This window comes from Anaerotignum sp. MSJ-24 (genome assembly GCF_018918145.1).
Lineage (GTDB): Bacteria > Bacillota > Clostridia > Lachnospirales > Anaerotignaceae > Metalachnospira.
Map to the genome: position 1 here is coordinate 271,646 of NZ_JAHLPX010000005.1, position 17,437 is coordinate 289,082.

Consider the following 17,437-nt stretch of genomic DNA (forward strand, 5'->3'; position numbering starts at 1 on the left):
TAAACAGAGAAAAAAGTTTTAAAAATATTATCGGAGGTGCTATAAAATGGCAAAATTAACAATCGAAGAAATCCTTGCAGCTGTAGACGAACTTACAGTTATCGAACTTAACGACCTCGTTAAGGCAGCAGAAGAAAAATATGGCGTATCAGCAGCAGCAGGTGTTGCAGTAGTAGCAGCAGGCCCTGCAGCAGCAGCTGAAGAAAAGACAGACTTTGACGTAGAACTTACAGAAGTTGGTTCAGAAAAGATCAAAGTTATCAAGGTAGTTAGAGAAGTAACAGGTCTTGGACTTAAAGAAGCTAAAGAGCTTGTTGACAACGCTCCTAAGACACTTAAAGAGCAGGCTTCTAAGGAAGATGCTGAAGCTATCAAGACAAAACTTGAAGAAGTTGGCGCTAAAGTTACACTTAAGTAATTTTAATTTAAAACTTATAGCTGAAATTTCGAAGAACGGTCATTTTATGGCCGTTCTTTTTTGTGGCGGAAAACAGTATTTCTGTTCTAAATTTTGAAGATTGTTGAAATAGTGGTTTTCTTATGATAAATTAAAATTAATAAGGTTGTTATGTAATGACATTTGAGCTTGTTGGAAAGGTTGAGGTTTTATGACGAGATTTCTTGAATATTTCAAGGGCAGAAGAGAGTTATTTATGACCTACAAAATAGAAGATTTATCAAAAGTAATCAATACCCTGAATGAACATAACATAAAATACTATGTATTTACAAGATATGATGGAATTGCAAACAGAAGAACCGGTGCATGGGTTTCAATTTTTGAGAGAACCGAATATGAAACACAGTATTATGTATATGTGGACAAAAATTCACTTGAACAGGCAAGATATGTTCTTAAGGAAGTCGGTGAGAATGTAAGCTTATAATTTAATGGAGTTGACGCTATGAATATCAAAAAATCAGTATTAATCAGCTTAATTTTTATGGCTGTAACAACAACAGCATACGGAAAGGATATTTCGGTAAGGTTGAACGGAAATGACATTGGCACTTCGGCAATTATTGAAGATGACAGGTCTTTTGTTCCTTACAGAGCTGTGTTCGAAAAAATGGGCTATACGGTAGAATGGAACGACAGAAGAATTACGGCGAAAAATAAAGATACCGAAATGATTCTTGCGGTCGGCTCTTCCTTGGTGCAGATAAGAAAAAACGGAGAAACTACTGCTGTTGATTGCGGCAATAATGTGATATTGAGAAACGACAGAACCTATATGCCGTTGAGGTTTGTTACCGAAAATTCCGGTTATACTGTTGACTGGAATGGTGATAGTGTTGATTTGTGTAGCATTGCGGAAATCCCGGTGTATGACGGAAAGCATGAAAGAGAGATTAAGCTTGATATGCCGATTGCCTGTGATGCAGAAAACGAGGATTTTAAATATATATCAGAATTTATCAGAAGAAATATAGATGAAAATTTTGATATAAATAAATTTGCGGTATCTGAAAATTCGTCGGTTAATGTGGGCGGAATAACAAATTTAAGCATACTGTCTTTAAAATATAAGCTTAACGGTTTCAGAACCGACAGCGGATATGATTTTTATATATGCAATAATGAGGCAATAAAGCTGACAATAAAGGGAAATCCTTTGTGTATTGATGATGAAGAATTTCCGGATATAAAATATTATTCCGATGAAGAGCTTAAACAGATGGCACTTGAAGAAATCAAGCTTTACAAAAATGAAGTTGTGGAAAAACAAAGAGTATTAAAGAAATACAAAGACGGAAAATATGTTTATGGCGTTGTGACTGAAATAATCAATACAGCATCAAACATAGGTAGAGCAGAATATTTTGAAATAGAAGGATAAAGTTGAAGAACGGTTATTAAGGCCGTTCTTTTATGTTAATGTGTTAGTTGCTACTGTGTGGACAAATGTATTTTTATTAACATATATTTTCTTTAGTTTTACACAAAAAGAATTAAATGATTTTTTATGATTTGAACACATTTTACATATTTGAGAACTCCTATTAAAACAATAGGAGATTGTTTGATTAAAGTGTAACAACAATAATGTAAAAATAAGGTCAATTTATTGGAGTAAACCACTATACTTTTAGTAGGAATTAGACTTGACTTATTTCATAGTATATTGGTATAATATGCGGAACAAACACAAATTACTCTGAGAGAAATACTCTCAGGTATATCTATTATTTTAAGGAGGCTTATTTACAATGGAAAGAGTTTACAATTTTTCTGCCGGACCATCTATGTTACCGCTCGAAGTGCTCGAAAAGGCACAGAAGGAGCTTGTCTGTTACGGAGACACAGGCATGTCAGTAATGGAGATGAGTCATCGATCTAAGCCTTTCGAAAAGATAATTCAGAGCGCAGAGGCTACACTCCGTGAGTTAATGCATATTCCCGATAACTATAAGGTTCTTTTCTTACAGGGTGGCGGCTCAACACAGTTTGCCATGATTCCCTTAAACCTTATGAACAAAAATAAAAAATGTGATATTGTTCTTACAGGACAGTGGTCAAAGAAAGCTAAATCAGAAGCATCTAAATATGGTAAGGTAAACGTAGTTGCTTCTTCAGAGGATAAAGTATTCAGCTATATTCCCGAACTTGACAAGAGCAAATTCGATCCCGAAGCTGATTATTTCTATATTACATACAACAACACTATTTACGGAACAAGATATACACAGCTTCCTGATACAGGAAACGTACCTCTTGTAACAGATATTTCTTCAATCATTCTTTCAGAAGAAATTGACGTAAGCAAATTCGGTCTTCTTTTCGCAGGAGCACAGAAAAACGTAGGCCCTGCCGGTGTTACTGTTGTAATTGTTCGTGATGACCTTATCGGAAATGCTATGGACTTTACACCTACAATGCTTGATTATAAGACACATGCAGATAACGATTCACTTTACAACACACCTCCTACATTTGCAATTTATGTTGCAGGTCTTGTATTTGAATGGGTAAAAGAACAGGGCGGTGTAAAGGCAGTTCAGGAAATCAACGAAAAGAAAGCGGGAATACTTTACAATTTCCTTGATTCAAGCGATTTCTTCAAAGGAACTGTTGTACCTAAGGATCGTTCGCTTATGAATGCACCTTTCATTCTTCCTACAGAAGAGCTTAACGCTAAGTTCATTAAGGAAGCAACAGCAGCAGGTTTTGTAAACCTTAAGGGACACAGAACAGTAGGTGGTATGAGAGCAAGCATGTACAATGCAATGCCTGTTGAAGGCGTAGAAAAGCTTGTTGAGTTTATGAAGAAGTTTGAGCTTGAAAACAAATAATTCAAGCTTGTCGGATACGGAGGAATATAGCATGTATAATATTTTGACATTAAATTCAATTTCAGAGGTTGGTTTAAATAAACTTGAGCCGGAAAAATTCGCTGTAAGCGGAGAAATGGCTAATCCCGATGGTATAATTTTAAGAAGCTACGAAATGAAGGATATGGAGCTTCCAGAAAAACTTGCGGGCGTTGCAAGAGCAGGTGCAGGAACAAACAATATTCCCATTGATAAGTGTTCGGAAAAAGGTATCGTAGTATTCAATACTCCCGGTGCAAACGCAAATGCCGTTAAGGAGCTTGTTCTTACAGGTATCTTCCTTTCATCAAGAAAGATCGTTGCCGGTATCGAATGGGCAAAGGAATTAAAAGGCAAAGAAAATGTTGATAAGCTTGTAGAAAAAGGCAAAGGCCAGTTCACAGGCCCCGAAATAAAGGGCAAAAAGCTTGGCGTAATCGGCCTTGGAGCTATCGGTGTACTTGTTGCCAATGCGGCTGTTGCTCTTGGTATGGAAGTATACGGATATGATCCTTACCTCTCTGTTGATGCGGCTTGGAATCTTTCAAGCGATGTAATTAAGGCTGCAAGCATGGAGGCACTTGTTGCCGAATGTGATTATATTACTATCCATGTACCTCTTAATGATAATACAAGAGGAATGTATAACAAAGAGCTTTTTGCAGCAACAAAGAAAGGTACAAGACTTCTTAACTTTGCAAGAGGCGGTCTTGTTGACACAGAGGCACTTAAGACTGCACTTGCAGACGGAACAATTACAGAATATATTACAGACTTCCCTGACGGAGAGGTTATTGAGCTTGAAAATGTAATCTGTATTCCTCATCTTGGTGCATCAACACCCGAAAGTGAGGACAACTGTGCAGAAATGGCTGCTATCGAGCTTAAACAGTATCTTGAATACGGTATAATTAAAAATTCGGTAAACTTCCCTAACTGTGACGCACCTTACACAGGAAAGGCAAGAATTGCATTATTACATAAAAATGTATCAGGTATGGTCGGTGCAATCACAAACATACTTTCAGCAGACGCACTCAACATTGATAACATGGTTAATAAGAGTAAGGGTGCATGGGCTTATACACTTATTGACCTTGATACATTCGGCGGAAAAGCAGACAAGCTTGTTGAAGAGCTTGGAAAAATCGAAGGTATCTGCCGTGTAAGAATAGTACAGGAAGCATAAGAGAGGGCTGATAATATGGCTGTAATCAGAAAATTTAAAGCTATACGTCCCACAAGCGAAATGGCAGAGGCTGTTGCGGCACTTCCTTATGATGTTGTAAACAGCGAAGAAGCAAGAGAGATGACTAAGGATAAGCCTTATTCATTCCTTCATGTGGATAAAGCGGAAATAGACCTTCCTGTCGATACGGATATTTATTCACCTCAGGTTTATGCAAAGGCAAAGGAAAACCTTGATAAGCTGGTAAGTGACGGAATACTTGTACAGGATAATAAGCCTATGCTTTATGTATATGAGCTTACTATGGACGGCAGAAGCCAGACAGGTCTTGTCGCCTGTACATCTATTGACGAATATCTCAACGGCATAATTAAAAAGCATGAGCTTACAAGAGAGGATAAGGAGCAGGACAGAATACATCATGTAGACATATGCAACGCAAACACCGGCCCTATATTCCTTGCATACAGAACCGTTGATGAAATATCGGCGATCATCGAAAATGTAAAGAAAAATGCACCTGTTTATGATTTTACCGCAGAAGACGGAATAAAACATAGAGCATGGGTAATAGATAATGATGAAACGGCAAATAAGCTTATTGAGCTTTTCAAGGCTGTTCCCAATCTTTATATTGCGGACGGACATCACAGAAATGCGTCGGCGGCTAAAGTCGGTCTTAAAAGACGTGCGGAGCATCCGGATTATACAGGTAATGAAGAATTTAACTACTATCTTGCGGTTATATTCCCGTCAGACCAGCTCAAAATCATGGATTACAACAGAGTTGTAAAGGATCTTAACGGAATGACAAGCGAAGAATTTATGAATAAGCTTGCCGAAAAATTCGATATACATGAGGCTGAAGGCAAAGCGAAGCCCGAAAAGCAATATGATTTTGGTATGTATCTTGATAAAAAATGGTATATGCTTACTGCAAAGGAAAATCTTCGTGTAAACGATGCCGTTGCCGGACTTGATGTTTCGATTTTACAGGACAATGTGCTTATTCCTATTCTTGGCATCGGCGACATCAGAACCGATAAAAGAATTGACTTTGTCGGCGGAATAAGAGGACTTGGTGAGCTTGAAAGACGAGTTGACAGCGGAGAAATGAAGGTTGCCTTCGCAATGTATCCCACATCAATCGACCAGCTTATGACAATAGCGGACGAAAACAAAATAATGCCGCCAAAATCAACATGGTTTGAGCCAAAATTAAGAAGCGGTTTATTTATTCATTCGTTGGATTAAAAATATAAATATATGAAATACTAATAGCGTACCTGATTTTGAGGTACGCTATTTTTTATGGAGGTGGCTGTATGGGCAGATTTGTCAATGGATTGATTTTAGGCGGTATCGGTGCAATGGCAGGAGCTTATTATCTGGATAAAAACAAGGATAAGGGCAGACAGATTGTTCAGGACGGTAGAGATGTGCTTGAAAAAGCGGAAAACTGTCTGGATAAAGCAGAGCAGAAAATGATGTAAATTACTGATTTTACCGGCAGGAGGTCTGCGATTTATGCAGGCCTCTGCTTTTTTTGCTTTACAATTATAACTTAAAAGTATATGATATTATAGAATAAATATGAATACTATCGGAGGTAAAACAATGGAGATAAGAACCAGATTTGCACCAAGCCCGACAGGTTATATGCACATCGGAAATTTAAGAACAGCACTTTATGAATATCTTATTGCCAAATCACAGGGCGGCAAATTTATACTCAGAATAGAAGACACCGACCAGGGAAGAAAGGTTGATGGTGCGGTTGACGTTATTTACAATACACTCAAAATGACAGGTCTTCAGCATGACGAAGGTCCCGATGTCGGCGGAGATTACGGCCCTTATGTACAGAGCGAAAGAATGGGAATGTATATGGATTATGCTTTACAGCTTGTGGAAAAAGGCAAAGCATATTACTGCTTCTGTACAAAGGAACGTCTGGACTCACTTAAGGCAAGCAATGAGCATGGTGATGCCTTTGCAAGATATGACCGTCACTGTCTTTCACTCAGCCAGGAAGAGATAGAGGCTAATCTTGCGGCAGGAAAGCCTTTTGTTATACGTCAGCTTATGCCTAACGAAGGCACAACAACATTCGAGGACGTTGTATACGGCTCAATTACTGTTGACAACAGCGAGCTTGATGACCAGATACTTATTAAATCCGACGGTTTCCCGACATACAATTTCGCAAATGTAGTTGATGACCATACAATGAAAATAACCCATGTAGTAAGAGGCAGTGAGTATCTTTCATCAACACCTAAATATAATCTTCTTTATGATGCTTTCGGTTGGGAGGCACCTACATATATCCACCTTCCGCCCGTTATGAGAGATGCACAGCATAAGCTTTCAAAGCGTCATGGAGATAAGTCATTTGAGGATCTTATAAACGAAGGTTATCTTGTAGATGCAATAATGAACTACATTGCACTTCTTGGCTGGAGTCCTTCGGACAACCAGGAAATATTCACAATGGATGAGCTTATAAAGAAATTCAATATATCCGGAATAAGCAAGTCACCTTCTATTTTTGATATTAAAAAGCTCACATGGATGAACGGTGAATATATTAAGGCTATGGATTTTGATAAGTTCTATGAGCTTGCCGAAAGCAGACTTAAGGACGCTGTTAAAACTCCGGGAGTTGACCTTAAATTTATTGCACAGCTTCTCAAAACAAGACTTGAAACACTCAATGATATAGCAGAAATGGTTGACTTTGTGGATAAGCTTCCCGAATATTCAACAGATCTCTATGTTCATAAAAAGATGAAAACAACACCCGAAATTGCACTTAAAGCACTTAAGGCTGTTGTACCTGTTCTTGAGGCACATGAGGACTGGACAAATGACAGTCTTTATGAATGTCTTATGGGACTTGCAAAGAGCATGGAATTTAAGAACGGTCAGATTTTATGGCCGGTAAGAACAGCTCTCTCCGGCAAACCTTCATCACCCGGAGGAGCAACAGAGCTTGCTGTAATTCTCGGCAAAGAGGAAACAATAAGAAGAATAGAAGAAGGAATTAAGCTTCTCGAAGCGGCAGAATAAAAATTGATTTAAACGGGATATGTACTGTATTTGTGCATATCTCGTTTTGCTTTTAACCGCATTATATGTCTTATATAAAAATTACAATATACTTAAATAAAAGCCTCGGATGTTGACACATCGGCTAAGGAAATGTAAAATAAGACAATAAAGTATCTTACAGTGGATAACTATGTAAACATACAGTTGTTGACACATATATATTGTCAGGAGGATAATAAAAATATGGACGATAATATGAATAACGATAACCTCAACAATGAGGAAATTGATGATGTGCAGAAAGATGAAAATTCAGAAACAACTTTCGGCTCAAGCGAATACTATAAAAAGCTTTATGACGATATGCCGGAAGATGTAGCGGAAATGCTTATTGGAACACATCCGCTTATGAAAAAAGAGGTAAGTGATGAGCTTACTCACAACATGAGAATAAGATCCGCAAGAGCAAAAAACAGAAGAGCTATGGAGGAACCGGAAGAAACGGAATACGCAGAAGAACAGAATACAACAGAGGAACCTGTTCATGATGTTGCACCTTCAAAGGATCCTGTTGATGAAATTCCGGAGGAACCGGCAACAGATGATTTTAACGAAGATATTGATGATGTAACAAGCTTCACAAAAGGCCTTGTTTCCGCATCAGCGGCAAGTAAACACGGTGCTGCAGAGGCTGCACAGGAGGAATCGGAAGAGCCGGAGGAAAAACCTGCCGAAAACAAGAGCGAAAACGACATTACAGCCGAAAAAATAGCACAGATGCTCGGCGGCGGCAATGTTACACCTGTTGATGAGTCCGAATATGATGATTTTGAATTTGAGGACGAAAACGAAAATGAAAATGCTCCGGAAGAAAGAGTTGAAGAGGAAAAGCCTTTAAAGAAGCATCATTCTAAAAAAGAAGCAAAGAAAGAGCATTTGAGAGAAGAAAGACCTGCAAGAAAGAAACGTAAACGTATCGATGAAAAGGATCTTGAGCTTTCAAACATTGATAAACAGGCTAATCTCAATGAGCTTTTCCGTGAAGATGATGATTATTATGATGAAAAGCATTCCGGAAACAGCGTTGTAAGAATAGTTATAATTGCTGTTGTTATCGTTGTATTTGCATTCCTTATTTATAAGGCTGCATCGCTTTCGGGACAGGTTTCTAAGCTTAATGAGCAGATTGAAACATATAAGACTATGGAACAGGAATATGAACAGCTTAAGCTTGACAACCTTAGCCTTACAGAACAGGTTGAAGCTCTTGGCGGTGGACAGACAACAAACGGCACAGACAGCAATGGTGAAAACGGAGATACAACAAACGCTTCAACAACAAACAACAGCCAGACCAATACTAACCAGAGCTCCAATTCAACATCTGCCGGTTCAACAACATATACTGTTCAGAGCGGCGACACATATTGGGGAATCGCAACAAAGGTTTACGGAAACGGCTCATACTATACAAAGATTCTTTCTGCCAACGGTCTTACTGAAAAAGATACAATCCAGGCTGGTACAGTCCTTACCATACCTGCGTTATAATTCGGAGGAATGAATAAATATGTACCTTGACTTAGAGGGCAAAACGCTTGCAGAGCTTAGAGAAGAAGCGAAAAAGCTCGGTATCAAACGCATAAGCGGAATGAAAAAAGACGAGCTTTTGAAAAATATTAAAATAGCAATACATGAAATAAATGTAGCGGAGGCGGCCGAAAAGAACGAAAAATCGGCTGCCGAAGGTGCAAATAAACAGGATAAATCCGAAAAAACGGAGAAAAACGAGAAATTCGAAAAAAACAATAAACCTCAGCAGTCTGAATCACAGGAAAATGAAAAATCCGAAAAAACGGATACGTCGGATAAGAAAGAAAAACAGCCCGATCCGGCATCTGCCGAAGGCGAAATAAGCCACGGTATTCTTGAAATAATGGCTGACGGTTATGGTTTTCTCCGTACGGAAAATTTTGAACAGGGCGATAATGATATTTACATAGCGCAGTCACAGATAAAAAGATTTGGGCTCAGAACCGGCGATAACGTAATGGGTGTTACCCGTGCGGCAAGAGAAGGCGAACGCTATGATGCAATACTTTATGTCAAGAGCGTAAACGGAGATAATCCGGATAAAGCTGTCGGAAGACCTGTTTTTGAAAATCTTACACCGATATATCCCTGTGAAAAGCTGAAAATCGAAACAACAAGGGACGAAATAAGCGGAAGAATTATAGATCTGGTTTCACCGATAGGCAAAGGTCAGAGAGGAATGATTGTTGCTCCGCCTAAGGTAGGAAAAACAATTTTGCTCACAAAGCTTGCCAATGCGATAACCAAAAATCATAAGGAAGTAAATCTCATAATGCTGCTTATCGATGAGCGTCCCGAGGAAGTAACGGATATTCAGCGTTCAATCGAAGGCGATAATGTGGATATTGTTTATTCAACATTTGACGAAAAGCCGGAGCATCATAAGCTTGTTGCGGAAATGGTGCTTGAAAGAGCCAAAAGAATGGTTGAACAAGGTAAGGATACGGTTATACTTCTGGACAGCATAACAAGGCTTTCGAGAGCTTATAATCTTATTGTTCCTCCCAGCGGAAGAACTCTTTCGGGCGGTCTTGATCCGTCTGCATTGTATTTTCCTAAGAAATTTTTCGGTGCAGCAAGAAATATAGAAAACGGCGGAAGCCTTACTGTTCTTGCAACAGCACTGATAGACACAGGAAGCAAAATGGACGAGGTTATATTCGAGGAATTTAAAGGAACAGGCAATATGGAGCTTGTTCTTGACCGAAAGCTTGCCGAAAGACGAATATTCCCTGCCATAGATGTGAACAAAAGCGGCACAAGACGAGAGGAACTTCTTTTAAGCAAGGCAGAACTTGAGGCAATGTATGCAATGAGAAGAATGGCCGGTATGTCCAATGCGGCTGAAACAACTCCGTTTGTTATCGAAATGATGACCAAGACAAAAAACAACAAAGAATTTGTGGAAAGATTGTCACAAATGGAGAAAAATATTGTAAAGTAGTATATTGCAAGATGAAAAGCAGTATGTTATAATCTATTTGTTGTCTATAAATAGAGATAGAAACTATTGATCAACGAGTATACAGAATGAGGTGAATAACAATGAAGAAAGGTATCCATCCTGAGTACAAACAGGTAAAAGTAAAATGTCATTGCGGCAATGAATTCGTAACAGGTTCTACTAAAGATGAAATCACTGTTGAAGTTTGCTCAAAATGCCATCCGTTCTACACAGGAAGCCAGAAGCTCCTCCTTGAAAACGGCGGACGTGTTGAGAAATTCAACAAGAAATACGGCAGAAAGTAATTTTAAAAAGAGAGAGGGCGGGCATTTGTTGCCAGCCCTTTTTGCGTATTTGACCAAAATTTGGAAATATACAGAAATAAAAATAACAGGCTACTACACTTACATTTAAAAAGTAAAGAAGGAATACAATATGCCTAATGAAAATACAAAAAACAAACCTACTTTCTATTACGGCGGACAGGCAATAATAGAAGGAGTTATGATGAGGGGCCGTAAAATATATGCGGCAGCTGTGCGGACAACCGATGAAGAGATTACCGTCGAAAAGAAAGAAAATGAAACGGTTCTCGGAAACATAGGCCTTTTTAAACTGCCAATTTTCAGAGGAATGTCGGCTTTTATAGATTCGCTTGTAACCGGAACAAAAATACTTATGAGAAGTGCATCTCTTGCCGGAGAAGAAATAGAGGAAGAACCGTCTAAATTTGAAAAAATGCTTATGGATAAATTCGGAGACAAGCTTACTGATTATCTTATGTATTTCAGTGTCGGTGTTTCCATGATTATTGCACTTGTGCTGTTTTTTCTTCTTCCGGTAGTTCTCGGAAGCTTGTTTAATAAATTTATATCCGGCACATATCTTCTCGGTGTTATAGAAGGTTTAATAAGAATAGCAATATTCCTTGTGTATATATTCATAATATCAAGAATGAAGGAAATAAAACGTGTTTATGAATATCACGGAGCAGAGCATAAAACAATAAACTGTTTTGAATCTGGAAAGGCACTTACTGTTGAAAACGTAAAGAAATGCTCAAGAATGCACAAGCGTTGCGGAACAAGCTTTTTGCTTATAGTTATGCTTGTCAGCATGATTGTGTTTGTTTTTATAAGAACCGACCATATCGGCTTAAGACTTTTAAGCCGTATACTTCTTGTGCCGTTTGTATCCGGTATAAGCTATGAAATAATTAAATGGGCAGGCAGAAGCGACTCAACATTGGTAAAAATAATAAGTGCACCCGGTATGTGTCTGCAAAAGCTTACTACGGCAGAACCGAAGGACGATGAAATAGAGTGTGCAATAGCCGCACTTGTGTCTGTAATTATGGAGGAAGAGCCGGAGGCTGTACCGGAATATCATGTTAAATGGAAATATCTTGAACCGGAAGAAACAGTAAAGGAAACGGTGTAAATATGGAAACAGGCAGTATAAAAATGCTGTTATATAATGCAAAAAAGATATTGAAGGAAGCCGGAATACAGGAATATGCACTTGATGCAGAGCTGTTTATGATGAAGGCTGTCGGAATGGACAGAATTCATATAATAACCGAAGGAGACAAAATGCTTACTGAGGAACAGCTTGAATATTTTAATCGGTGTGTAAACCGAAGGCTTAAAAATGAGCCGACTGCGTATATAATCGGAAGCAGAGAATTCATGGGCTTGGATTTTTATGTTGAAAACGGTGTTCTTATACCTCGTCCGGATACGGAAATATTGGTTGAAAGAGTTATAGAAGAGGCAAAAAAGAGAAACGGAAAGGCTCTTGTTGCGGAAGTCGGTGCAGGAACCGGTTGTATTTCAATAAGCATTGCAAAATATACAAATGCCGTATGCCGTTGTACAGATATAAATCCGACTGCTGTTAAGCTTGCAAGAAAGAATGCGGAGCTTAATAATGTTTCGGACAGAGCTTTTTTCTATGACGGAGATATATTTAAGGGTTTACCCGAAAATGGAAAATATGATATTATAGTATCCAATCCGCCGTATATAAATAAAGCGGATATGGAAACACTTATGCCGGACGTTAAAGACTATGAACCGTCAAATGCACTTTTCGGAGGCGATGACGGTATGGATTTTTACAGAAAAATAGCATCTGACGGCTTTGAACTGCTCAATGCCGGCGGCGGTATATTCTTTGAAATAGGCTATGATGAGGCTGAAGGCGTAAGTGAGATATTAATAAATAACGGATATACAGATATAGAGGTTTTGAAAGATTTAAGCGGACTTGACCGTGTTGTTTCGGCATACAGGAGGAAATAAATGTTTGATCGTTTAGCTGAATTTATAAACAGACATGAGGAGCTTTCCTCACTTATAAATGATCCGGATATAATTGCCGACCAGACACGCTGGCAGGCACTTATGAAGGAATACAGCACAGTTACGCCCATTGCGGAGAAATATCGTGAATATTGCGATGCAAAAAAGGCTGTTGAAGAAGCGATAGAAATGCTTGACGATAATCCGGATGAGGAATTTCGTGAGCTTTTAAAGGAAGAACTGGCTGAAAACAAGACTAAGCTTGCGGAAACCGAACAGGAGCTTAAGCTTATGCTTATTCCGAAGGATCCAAATGATGATAAAAACGTAATTATGGAAATAAGAGGCGGTGCCGGCGGCGACGAAGCGGCACTGTTTGCCGGTGACCTTTTCAGAATGTACACAAGATATGCTGAAAAGCATGGCTGGAAGACAGAGTTTATGAGCGCCAGTGAAAGTGACCTCGGCGGATTTAAAGAAGTATGCTTTATGATTACCGGACAGGGTGCATACAGCAGACTTAAATATGAAAGTGGTGTACACCGAGTTCAAAGAGTTCCGGAGACTGAGTCTGGCGGAAGAATACATACATCAACGGTAACGGTTGCAGTTCTTCCGGAGGCAGATGAGGTTGATGTAGACCTTAATATGAATGATGTAAGAATTGATGTTTTCCGTGCATCGGGAAACGGCGGACAGTGCGTAAACACAACCGATTCGGCTGTGCGTGTAACGCATATACCTACAGGCATAGTTGTTTCATGTCAGGACGAAAAGAGCCAGCTTAAAAATAAGAATAAGGCTTTGAAGGTATTGTATGCAAGACTTTACGACATGGAGCTTGCAAAGCACAATGCAGAAATTGCCGGAGAAAGAAAAGCACAGGTCGGAACAGGCAACAGAAATGAAAGAATAAGAACATATAACTTTCCGCAGGGGCGAGTTACAGATCACAGAGTCAATCTTACGCTTTATAAGATAGATTCAATAATGGAAGGCGATATTGATGAAATAATCGATACGCTTACTGCCGCTGAACAGGCGGAAAAGCTTAAGACAGAAGAATAATAATTTTAGACAGGCGTTTGAATCATATAATGTAATAAGATTATATGTATATGGGAGAATGCCATGAGAGTTAATAAAAAAAGACTTACGGAATTTGCGGAAGGTTTGTTCGGAGGAGTATTTATTGCTGTCGGGGCATTTTCGGCAATAGGCTTTACGGAAAATCCGGATAAATCATTTGCGGCTGTTGCTTTTTTGATTGTCGGAGCTTTTATTGGAATTTTGATTGATATATTGAGAATAAACAGATATTTTGTAAGTATGTTGTCGGTGGTTATTCTTGCTGCCGCATATTTTTCAAAAATTGAGCTTTTAGGATATATTGTTTCGGGAACGGTGCTTTATGCAGGCTGTCTGCTGGCACTGCCGGAAAAAGAAATGTCCGAAAATACATTGACGGGAGCGGCAGCTGCCGTCGGATTCATCACAGCGGTTATACTGATTCTTTAAATTCCGAAGGGAGAAGGAAAATGGAGCAGAGCTTTTCAAAAGAAACTATTAAAAATGCTGTTGTAGAATGTCTTAGAAATTTGTTCAGAAAGACTGTGGAAACTGCAACAGATGTGGAGCTTTACGAGGCGTGCATATATGCGCTCAGAACGGTTTTTACTGAAAAATGGATAAAGACACATGATGAATATAAAGAGAAAGATGTAAAAATGGTATATTATCTTTCCATGGAATTTCTTATGGGAAGATTTTTCGGCAACGGTGTAATAAATCTCCAGATGTATGATACCATAAGAGAGGCTCTTGGGGAGCTTGGTATTGATTATAACCTTATTGAAAACACAGAGCCGGATCCGGGACTCGGAAACGGCGGCCTTGGCAGACTTGCGGCATGCTTTCTGGATTCCCTTTCTACAATGGAATATCCTGCATACGGCTGTGGAATAAGATACCGTTACGGAATATTTGAACAGAAGATAGAAAACGGTTTTCAGGTTGAAAAGCCCGACGGCTGGCTTGAATCGGGAGATTTCTGGTCAATAAAGCGTACCGAATATGAGGTTGAGGTAAAATTCGGCGGTGATGTCCGAATAGAAGCAAAAGAGGATGGAGAATATAAATTTATACAGGAAAATTATTCTTCTGTAATTGCCGTACCTTATGATTATCCGGTTATAGGTTACGGAAATAATACGGTTAATACACTCCGACTTTGGGAGGCAAGACCTAAAAATATGTTTGACCTTCAGTCCTTTAACGAAGGAAATTATGCGAAGGCTGTTGAAGAGGCAAACATAGCAAGAACAATAACCGAGGTGCTTTATCCTGCCGACGAACACATACAGGGCAAGGAGCTTAGATTAAGACAGCAGTATTTCTTTATTTCGGCAACGGTTCAGAGAGTTATTGCAAGATTTAAAACAAACCATACCGATTTCAAGGAATTGCCGGATAAGGTTGCTTTCCAGCTCAATGACACACATCCGAGCATTGCAGTTGCAGAGCTTATGAGAGTGCTGGTTGACGAAAACGATGTTCCATGGGACAATGCCTGGGACATAACAACAAATGTATGTGCGTACACAAACCATACTATCATGTCGGAGGCACTTGAAAAATGGCCTGTTGAGCTTTTCAGCAGACTTCTTCCGAGAATTTATATGATTGTTGAAGAGATAAACAGACGTTTCTGCATAAGCCTTGTTCAGAAATACGGAAACAATCCCGGAATTGTACACGATATGTCTATAATATCCGATGGACAGATAAAAATGGCGTACCTTGCCATTGTCGGAAGCCACTCCGTAAACGGCGTTGCAAAGCTCCATACGGAGATTCTCAAAAATCAGGAGCTTAAAAACTTCTATGACTTTTATCCGGATAAATTCAATAATAAAACAAACGGCATAACACAGAGAAGATGGTTATTGCACGCAAATAAAAAGCTTTCAGAGCTTATTACAGAAAATATAGGTGACGGCTGGATAACAAACCTTGATGAACTGAATAAGCTTATACCGCTTGCGGACAACAAAGAATTCAGAGATAAGTTTATAGAAATAAAGAAACATAATAAAAAAGAGCTTGCGGATTATATATTAAAAACAAACGGTATTGACATTAATCCCGATTCAATATATGATATACAGGTAAAAAGACTGCATGAGTATAAAAGACAGCTGCTTAATGTATTCCATATTATAAATCTTTATTTCATGCTTAAGGATAATCCTGATATGGACATTGTTCCGAGAACATTTATTTTCGGAGCAAAGGCTGCCGCCGGATACAAAATAGCAAAGGATATAATAAAGCTTATTAATTCCGTTGCTGATGTAGTAAACAATGATCCGGATATAAAGGGAAAAATAAAGGTTGTGTTTATGGCAAACTATTGTGTAACGCTTGCGGAAAAGCTTATACCTGCGGCAGATATAAGCGAGCAGATTTCCACAGCCGGAAAAGAAGCCTCCGGAACAGGAAACATGAAGTTTATGCTTAACGGTGCATTGACGGTCGGAACAATGGACGGTGCAAATGTGGAGATTTACGAAGAGGTCGGAAAGGACAATATATTTATTTTCGGACTTTCCGCACAGGAAACTGCAAGAATGTATGCAGACCACAGCTATAATCCTTGGACTGTTTATGAATACGACAACCGCATAAAGCGTATAATGAATTCACTGGTTGACGGCACATTTGCTCCCGAATATCCCGATATATTCAGAGATATTTATAATTCGATAATCGGCAGAGATGAATATTTTGTGCTTGAGGATTTCGCATCTTATGTTGATATACAGGAGAAGGTAAGTCAGGCATACAAGGACAAAGACAACTGGGCCAAGATGGCGGTTATAAATACAGCGAAAAGCGGTAAGTTCTCCAGCGACAGAACAATAAGAGAATATGCTTCGGAAATATGGAATATAAAGCCTCTTCATATTGAGATTTAAGCACTTGTGTGCTCCGGGCTGCATATAATAAAAATATATGGCGGCTTGGAGAGGTTTATATGTATAGTTTCGGCAGAGATTTTGATGAAGGACTGAAAATGGACGGCATTTTCAGAGAATATATTGAACGAAAAAACAGTGCTGATTTTATGGACAGAGCTTCGGAGGCTCTGTCCGGAAACGGCATTGAGATACAGAAAAAGGTTTTTGATGCGGTGAGCATAAAGCTCGCTCCGTTTGTTCAGGCGGCTGTAAACGGCATTGAAGGTGCAGGCTTTCTTGATATTGAGAATGTATGCAATAAACAGCTTATTGAGGCTGCGGCATCAGATGCCTGTGATGCAGCGTTTGCCTTTTATGGACAGTTTGAAGAATATGCCGATATGATACGATCCTTCTGTGCAAGAAGATTTCTTATCGAGTGCATATGCAGACAGATGATAATTACAGAATTTTTATATAGAATAAATTGCTTATGATAAGCACCTTTGGCTTAATGGATAGAGCGTTCGGCTCCGGACCGAAAGACTGCCGGTTCAATTCCGGCAAGGTGTATTAATAAAAT

General features: G+C 39.0%; 17 protein-coding genes and 1 tRNA gene. All 18 read left to right on the top strand.

Annotation, left to right across the window (positions count from 1 at the left end; genetic code table 11):
- Window positions 1–46 precede the first annotated feature (46 nt).
- Complete coding sequence (rplL, locus tag KQI66_RS05625; RefSeq protein ID WP_216427700.1) at window positions 47–418, top strand: 50S ribosomal protein L7/L12; 372 nt, start codon at window positions 47–49, stop codon at window positions 416–418.
- Window positions 419–608: 190 nt separating this feature from the next.
- On the top strand, window positions 609–887 hold the full coding sequence (locus KQI66_RS05630) for a hypothetical protein (RefSeq protein WP_216427701.1): 279 nt from the start codon (window positions 609–611) through the stop codon (window positions 885–887).
- A gap of 18 nt (window positions 888–905) precedes the next feature.
- Complete coding sequence (locus KQI66_RS05635) at window positions 906–1,841, top strand: copper amine oxidase N-terminal domain-containing protein (protein WP_216427702.1); 936 nt, start codon at window positions 906–908, stop codon at window positions 1,839–1,841.
- Between the two features lie 370 nt (window positions 1,842–2,211).
- On the top strand, window positions 2,212–3,294 hold the full coding sequence (gene serC / locus KQI66_RS05640; protein WP_216427703.1) for a 3-phosphoserine/phosphohydroxythreonine transaminase: 1,083 nt from the start codon (window positions 2,212–2,214) through the stop codon (window positions 3,292–3,294).
- Between the two features lie 31 nt (window positions 3,295–3,325).
- Window positions 3,326–4,501, top strand: a complete 1,176-nt coding sequence (locus KQI66_RS05645; RefSeq protein ID WP_216427704.1) for a phosphoglycerate dehydrogenase — start codon at window positions 3,326–3,328, stop codon at window positions 4,499–4,501.
- Between the two features lie 15 nt (window positions 4,502–4,516).
- The gene (locus KQI66_RS05650) at window positions 4,517–5,755 is read left to right on the top strand and encodes a DUF1015 domain-containing protein (protein WP_216427705.1); all 1,239 of its coding nucleotides are present in this window, start codon (window positions 4,517–4,519) and stop codon (window positions 5,753–5,755) included.
- A 71-nt stretch (window positions 5,756–5,826) separates the two neighbouring features.
- Window positions 5,827–5,994: a hypothetical protein gene (locus tag KQI66_RS05655; RefSeq protein ID WP_216427706.1), complete on the top strand. Its 168-nt coding sequence runs from the start codon at window positions 5,827–5,829 to the stop codon at window positions 5,992–5,994.
- Between the two features lie 124 nt (window positions 5,995–6,118).
- Entirely contained in the window at window positions 6,119–7,573 is a 1,455-nt protein-coding gene (gene gltX / locus KQI66_RS05660; RefSeq protein WP_216427707.1) for a glutamate--tRNA ligase, read from the top strand.
- Between the two features lie 225 nt (window positions 7,574–7,798).
- Entirely contained in the window at window positions 7,799–9,106 is a 1,308-nt protein-coding gene (locus KQI66_RS11275; protein ID WP_253287683.1) for a LysM peptidoglycan-binding domain-containing protein, read from the top strand.
- Window positions 9,107–9,125: 19 nt separating this feature from the next.
- Entirely contained in the window at window positions 9,126–10,592 is a 1,467-nt protein-coding gene (rho, locus tag KQI66_RS05670; protein ID WP_216427708.1) for a transcription termination factor Rho, read from the top strand.
- Window positions 10,593–10,693: 101 nt separating this feature from the next.
- Complete coding sequence (gene rpmE, locus KQI66_RS05675) at window positions 10,694–10,897, top strand: 50S ribosomal protein L31 (RefSeq protein ID WP_216427709.1); 204 nt, start codon at window positions 10,694–10,696, stop codon at window positions 10,895–10,897.
- 130 nt (window positions 10,898–11,027) lie between these two features.
- Complete coding sequence (locus KQI66_RS05680) at window positions 11,028–12,032, top strand: DUF1385 domain-containing protein (protein ID WP_216427710.1); 1,005 nt, start codon at window positions 11,028–11,030, stop codon at window positions 12,030–12,032.
- 2 nt (window positions 12,033–12,034) lie between these two features.
- Window positions 12,035–12,895: a peptide chain release factor N(5)-glutamine methyltransferase gene (gene prmC, locus KQI66_RS05685; protein ID WP_216427711.1), complete on the top strand. Its 861-nt coding sequence runs from the start codon at window positions 12,035–12,037 to the stop codon at window positions 12,893–12,895.
- On the top strand, window positions 12,896–13,963 hold the full coding sequence (gene prfA, locus KQI66_RS05690) for a peptide chain release factor 1 (protein WP_216427712.1): 1,068 nt from the start codon (window positions 12,896–12,898) through the stop codon (window positions 13,961–13,963).
- A gap of 63 nt (window positions 13,964–14,026) precedes the next feature.
- Window positions 14,027–14,413, top strand: coding sequence for a hypothetical protein (locus KQI66_RS05695; RefSeq protein ID WP_216427713.1), 387 nt, complete (start codon window positions 14,027–14,029; stop codon window positions 14,411–14,413).
- A 20-nt stretch (window positions 14,414–14,433) separates the two neighbouring features.
- Entirely contained in the window at window positions 14,434–16,872 is a 2,439-nt protein-coding gene (locus KQI66_RS05700; protein ID WP_216427714.1) for a glycogen/starch/alpha-glucan phosphorylase, read from the top strand.
- Window positions 16,873–16,931: 59 nt separating this feature from the next.
- Complete coding sequence (locus KQI66_RS05705; RefSeq protein WP_216427715.1) at window positions 16,932–17,351, top strand: hypothetical protein; 420 nt, start codon at window positions 16,932–16,934, stop codon at window positions 17,349–17,351.
- Window positions 17,352–17,354: 3 nt separating this feature from the next.
- Window positions 17,355–17,427 (top strand) — tRNA-Arg (locus KQI66_RS05710).
- Window positions 17,428–17,437 lie beyond the last annotated feature (10 nt).

Bases quoted from the DNA above. Each gene is read 5' to 3' on its own strand.
- rplL (WP_216427700.1), top strand. From the start codon at position 47: ATGGCAAAATTAACAATCGAAGAAATCCTTGCAGCTGTAGACGAACTT.
- KQI66_RS05630 (WP_216427701.1), top strand. From the start codon at position 609: ATGACGAGATTTCTTGAATATTTCAAGGGCAGAAGAGAGTTATTTATG.
- KQI66_RS05635 (WP_216427702.1), top strand. From the start codon at position 906: ATGAATATCAAAAAATCAGTATTAATCAGCTTAATTTTTATGGCTGTA.
- serC (WP_216427703.1), top strand. From the start codon at position 2,212: ATGGAAAGAGTTTACAATTTTTCTGCCGGACCATCTATGTTACCGCTC.
- KQI66_RS05645 (WP_216427704.1), top strand. From the start codon at position 3,326: ATGTATAATATTTTGACATTAAATTCAATTTCAGAGGTTGGTTTAAAT.
- KQI66_RS05650 (WP_216427705.1), top strand. From the start codon at position 4,517: ATGGCTGTAATCAGAAAATTTAAAGCTATACGTCCCACAAGCGAAATG.
- KQI66_RS05655 (WP_216427706.1), top strand. From the start codon at position 5,827: ATGGGCAGATTTGTCAATGGATTGATTTTAGGCGGTATCGGTGCAATG.
- gltX (WP_216427707.1), top strand. From the start codon at position 6,119: ATGGAGATAAGAACCAGATTTGCACCAAGCCCGACAGGTTATATGCAC.
- KQI66_RS11275 (WP_253287683.1), top strand. From the start codon at position 7,799: ATGGACGATAATATGAATAACGATAACCTCAACAATGAGGAAATTGAT.
- rho (WP_216427708.1), top strand. From the start codon at position 9,126: ATGTACCTTGACTTAGAGGGCAAAACGCTTGCAGAGCTTAGAGAAGAA.
- rpmE (WP_216427709.1), top strand. From the start codon at position 10,694: ATGAAGAAAGGTATCCATCCTGAGTACAAACAGGTAAAAGTAAAATGT.
- KQI66_RS05680 (WP_216427710.1), top strand. From the start codon at position 11,028: ATGCCTAATGAAAATACAAAAAACAAACCTACTTTCTATTACGGCGGA.
- prmC (WP_216427711.1), top strand. From the start codon at position 12,035: ATGGAAACAGGCAGTATAAAAATGCTGTTATATAATGCAAAAAAGATA.
- prfA (WP_216427712.1), top strand. From the start codon at position 12,896: ATGTTTGATCGTTTAGCTGAATTTATAAACAGACATGAGGAGCTTTCC.
- KQI66_RS05695 (WP_216427713.1), top strand. From the start codon at position 14,027: ATGAGAGTTAATAAAAAAAGACTTACGGAATTTGCGGAAGGTTTGTTC.
- KQI66_RS05700 (WP_216427714.1), top strand. From the start codon at position 14,434: ATGGAGCAGAGCTTTTCAAAAGAAACTATTAAAAATGCTGTTGTAGAA.
- KQI66_RS05705 (WP_216427715.1), top strand. From the start codon at position 16,932: ATGTATAGTTTCGGCAGAGATTTTGATGAAGGACTGAAAATGGACGGC.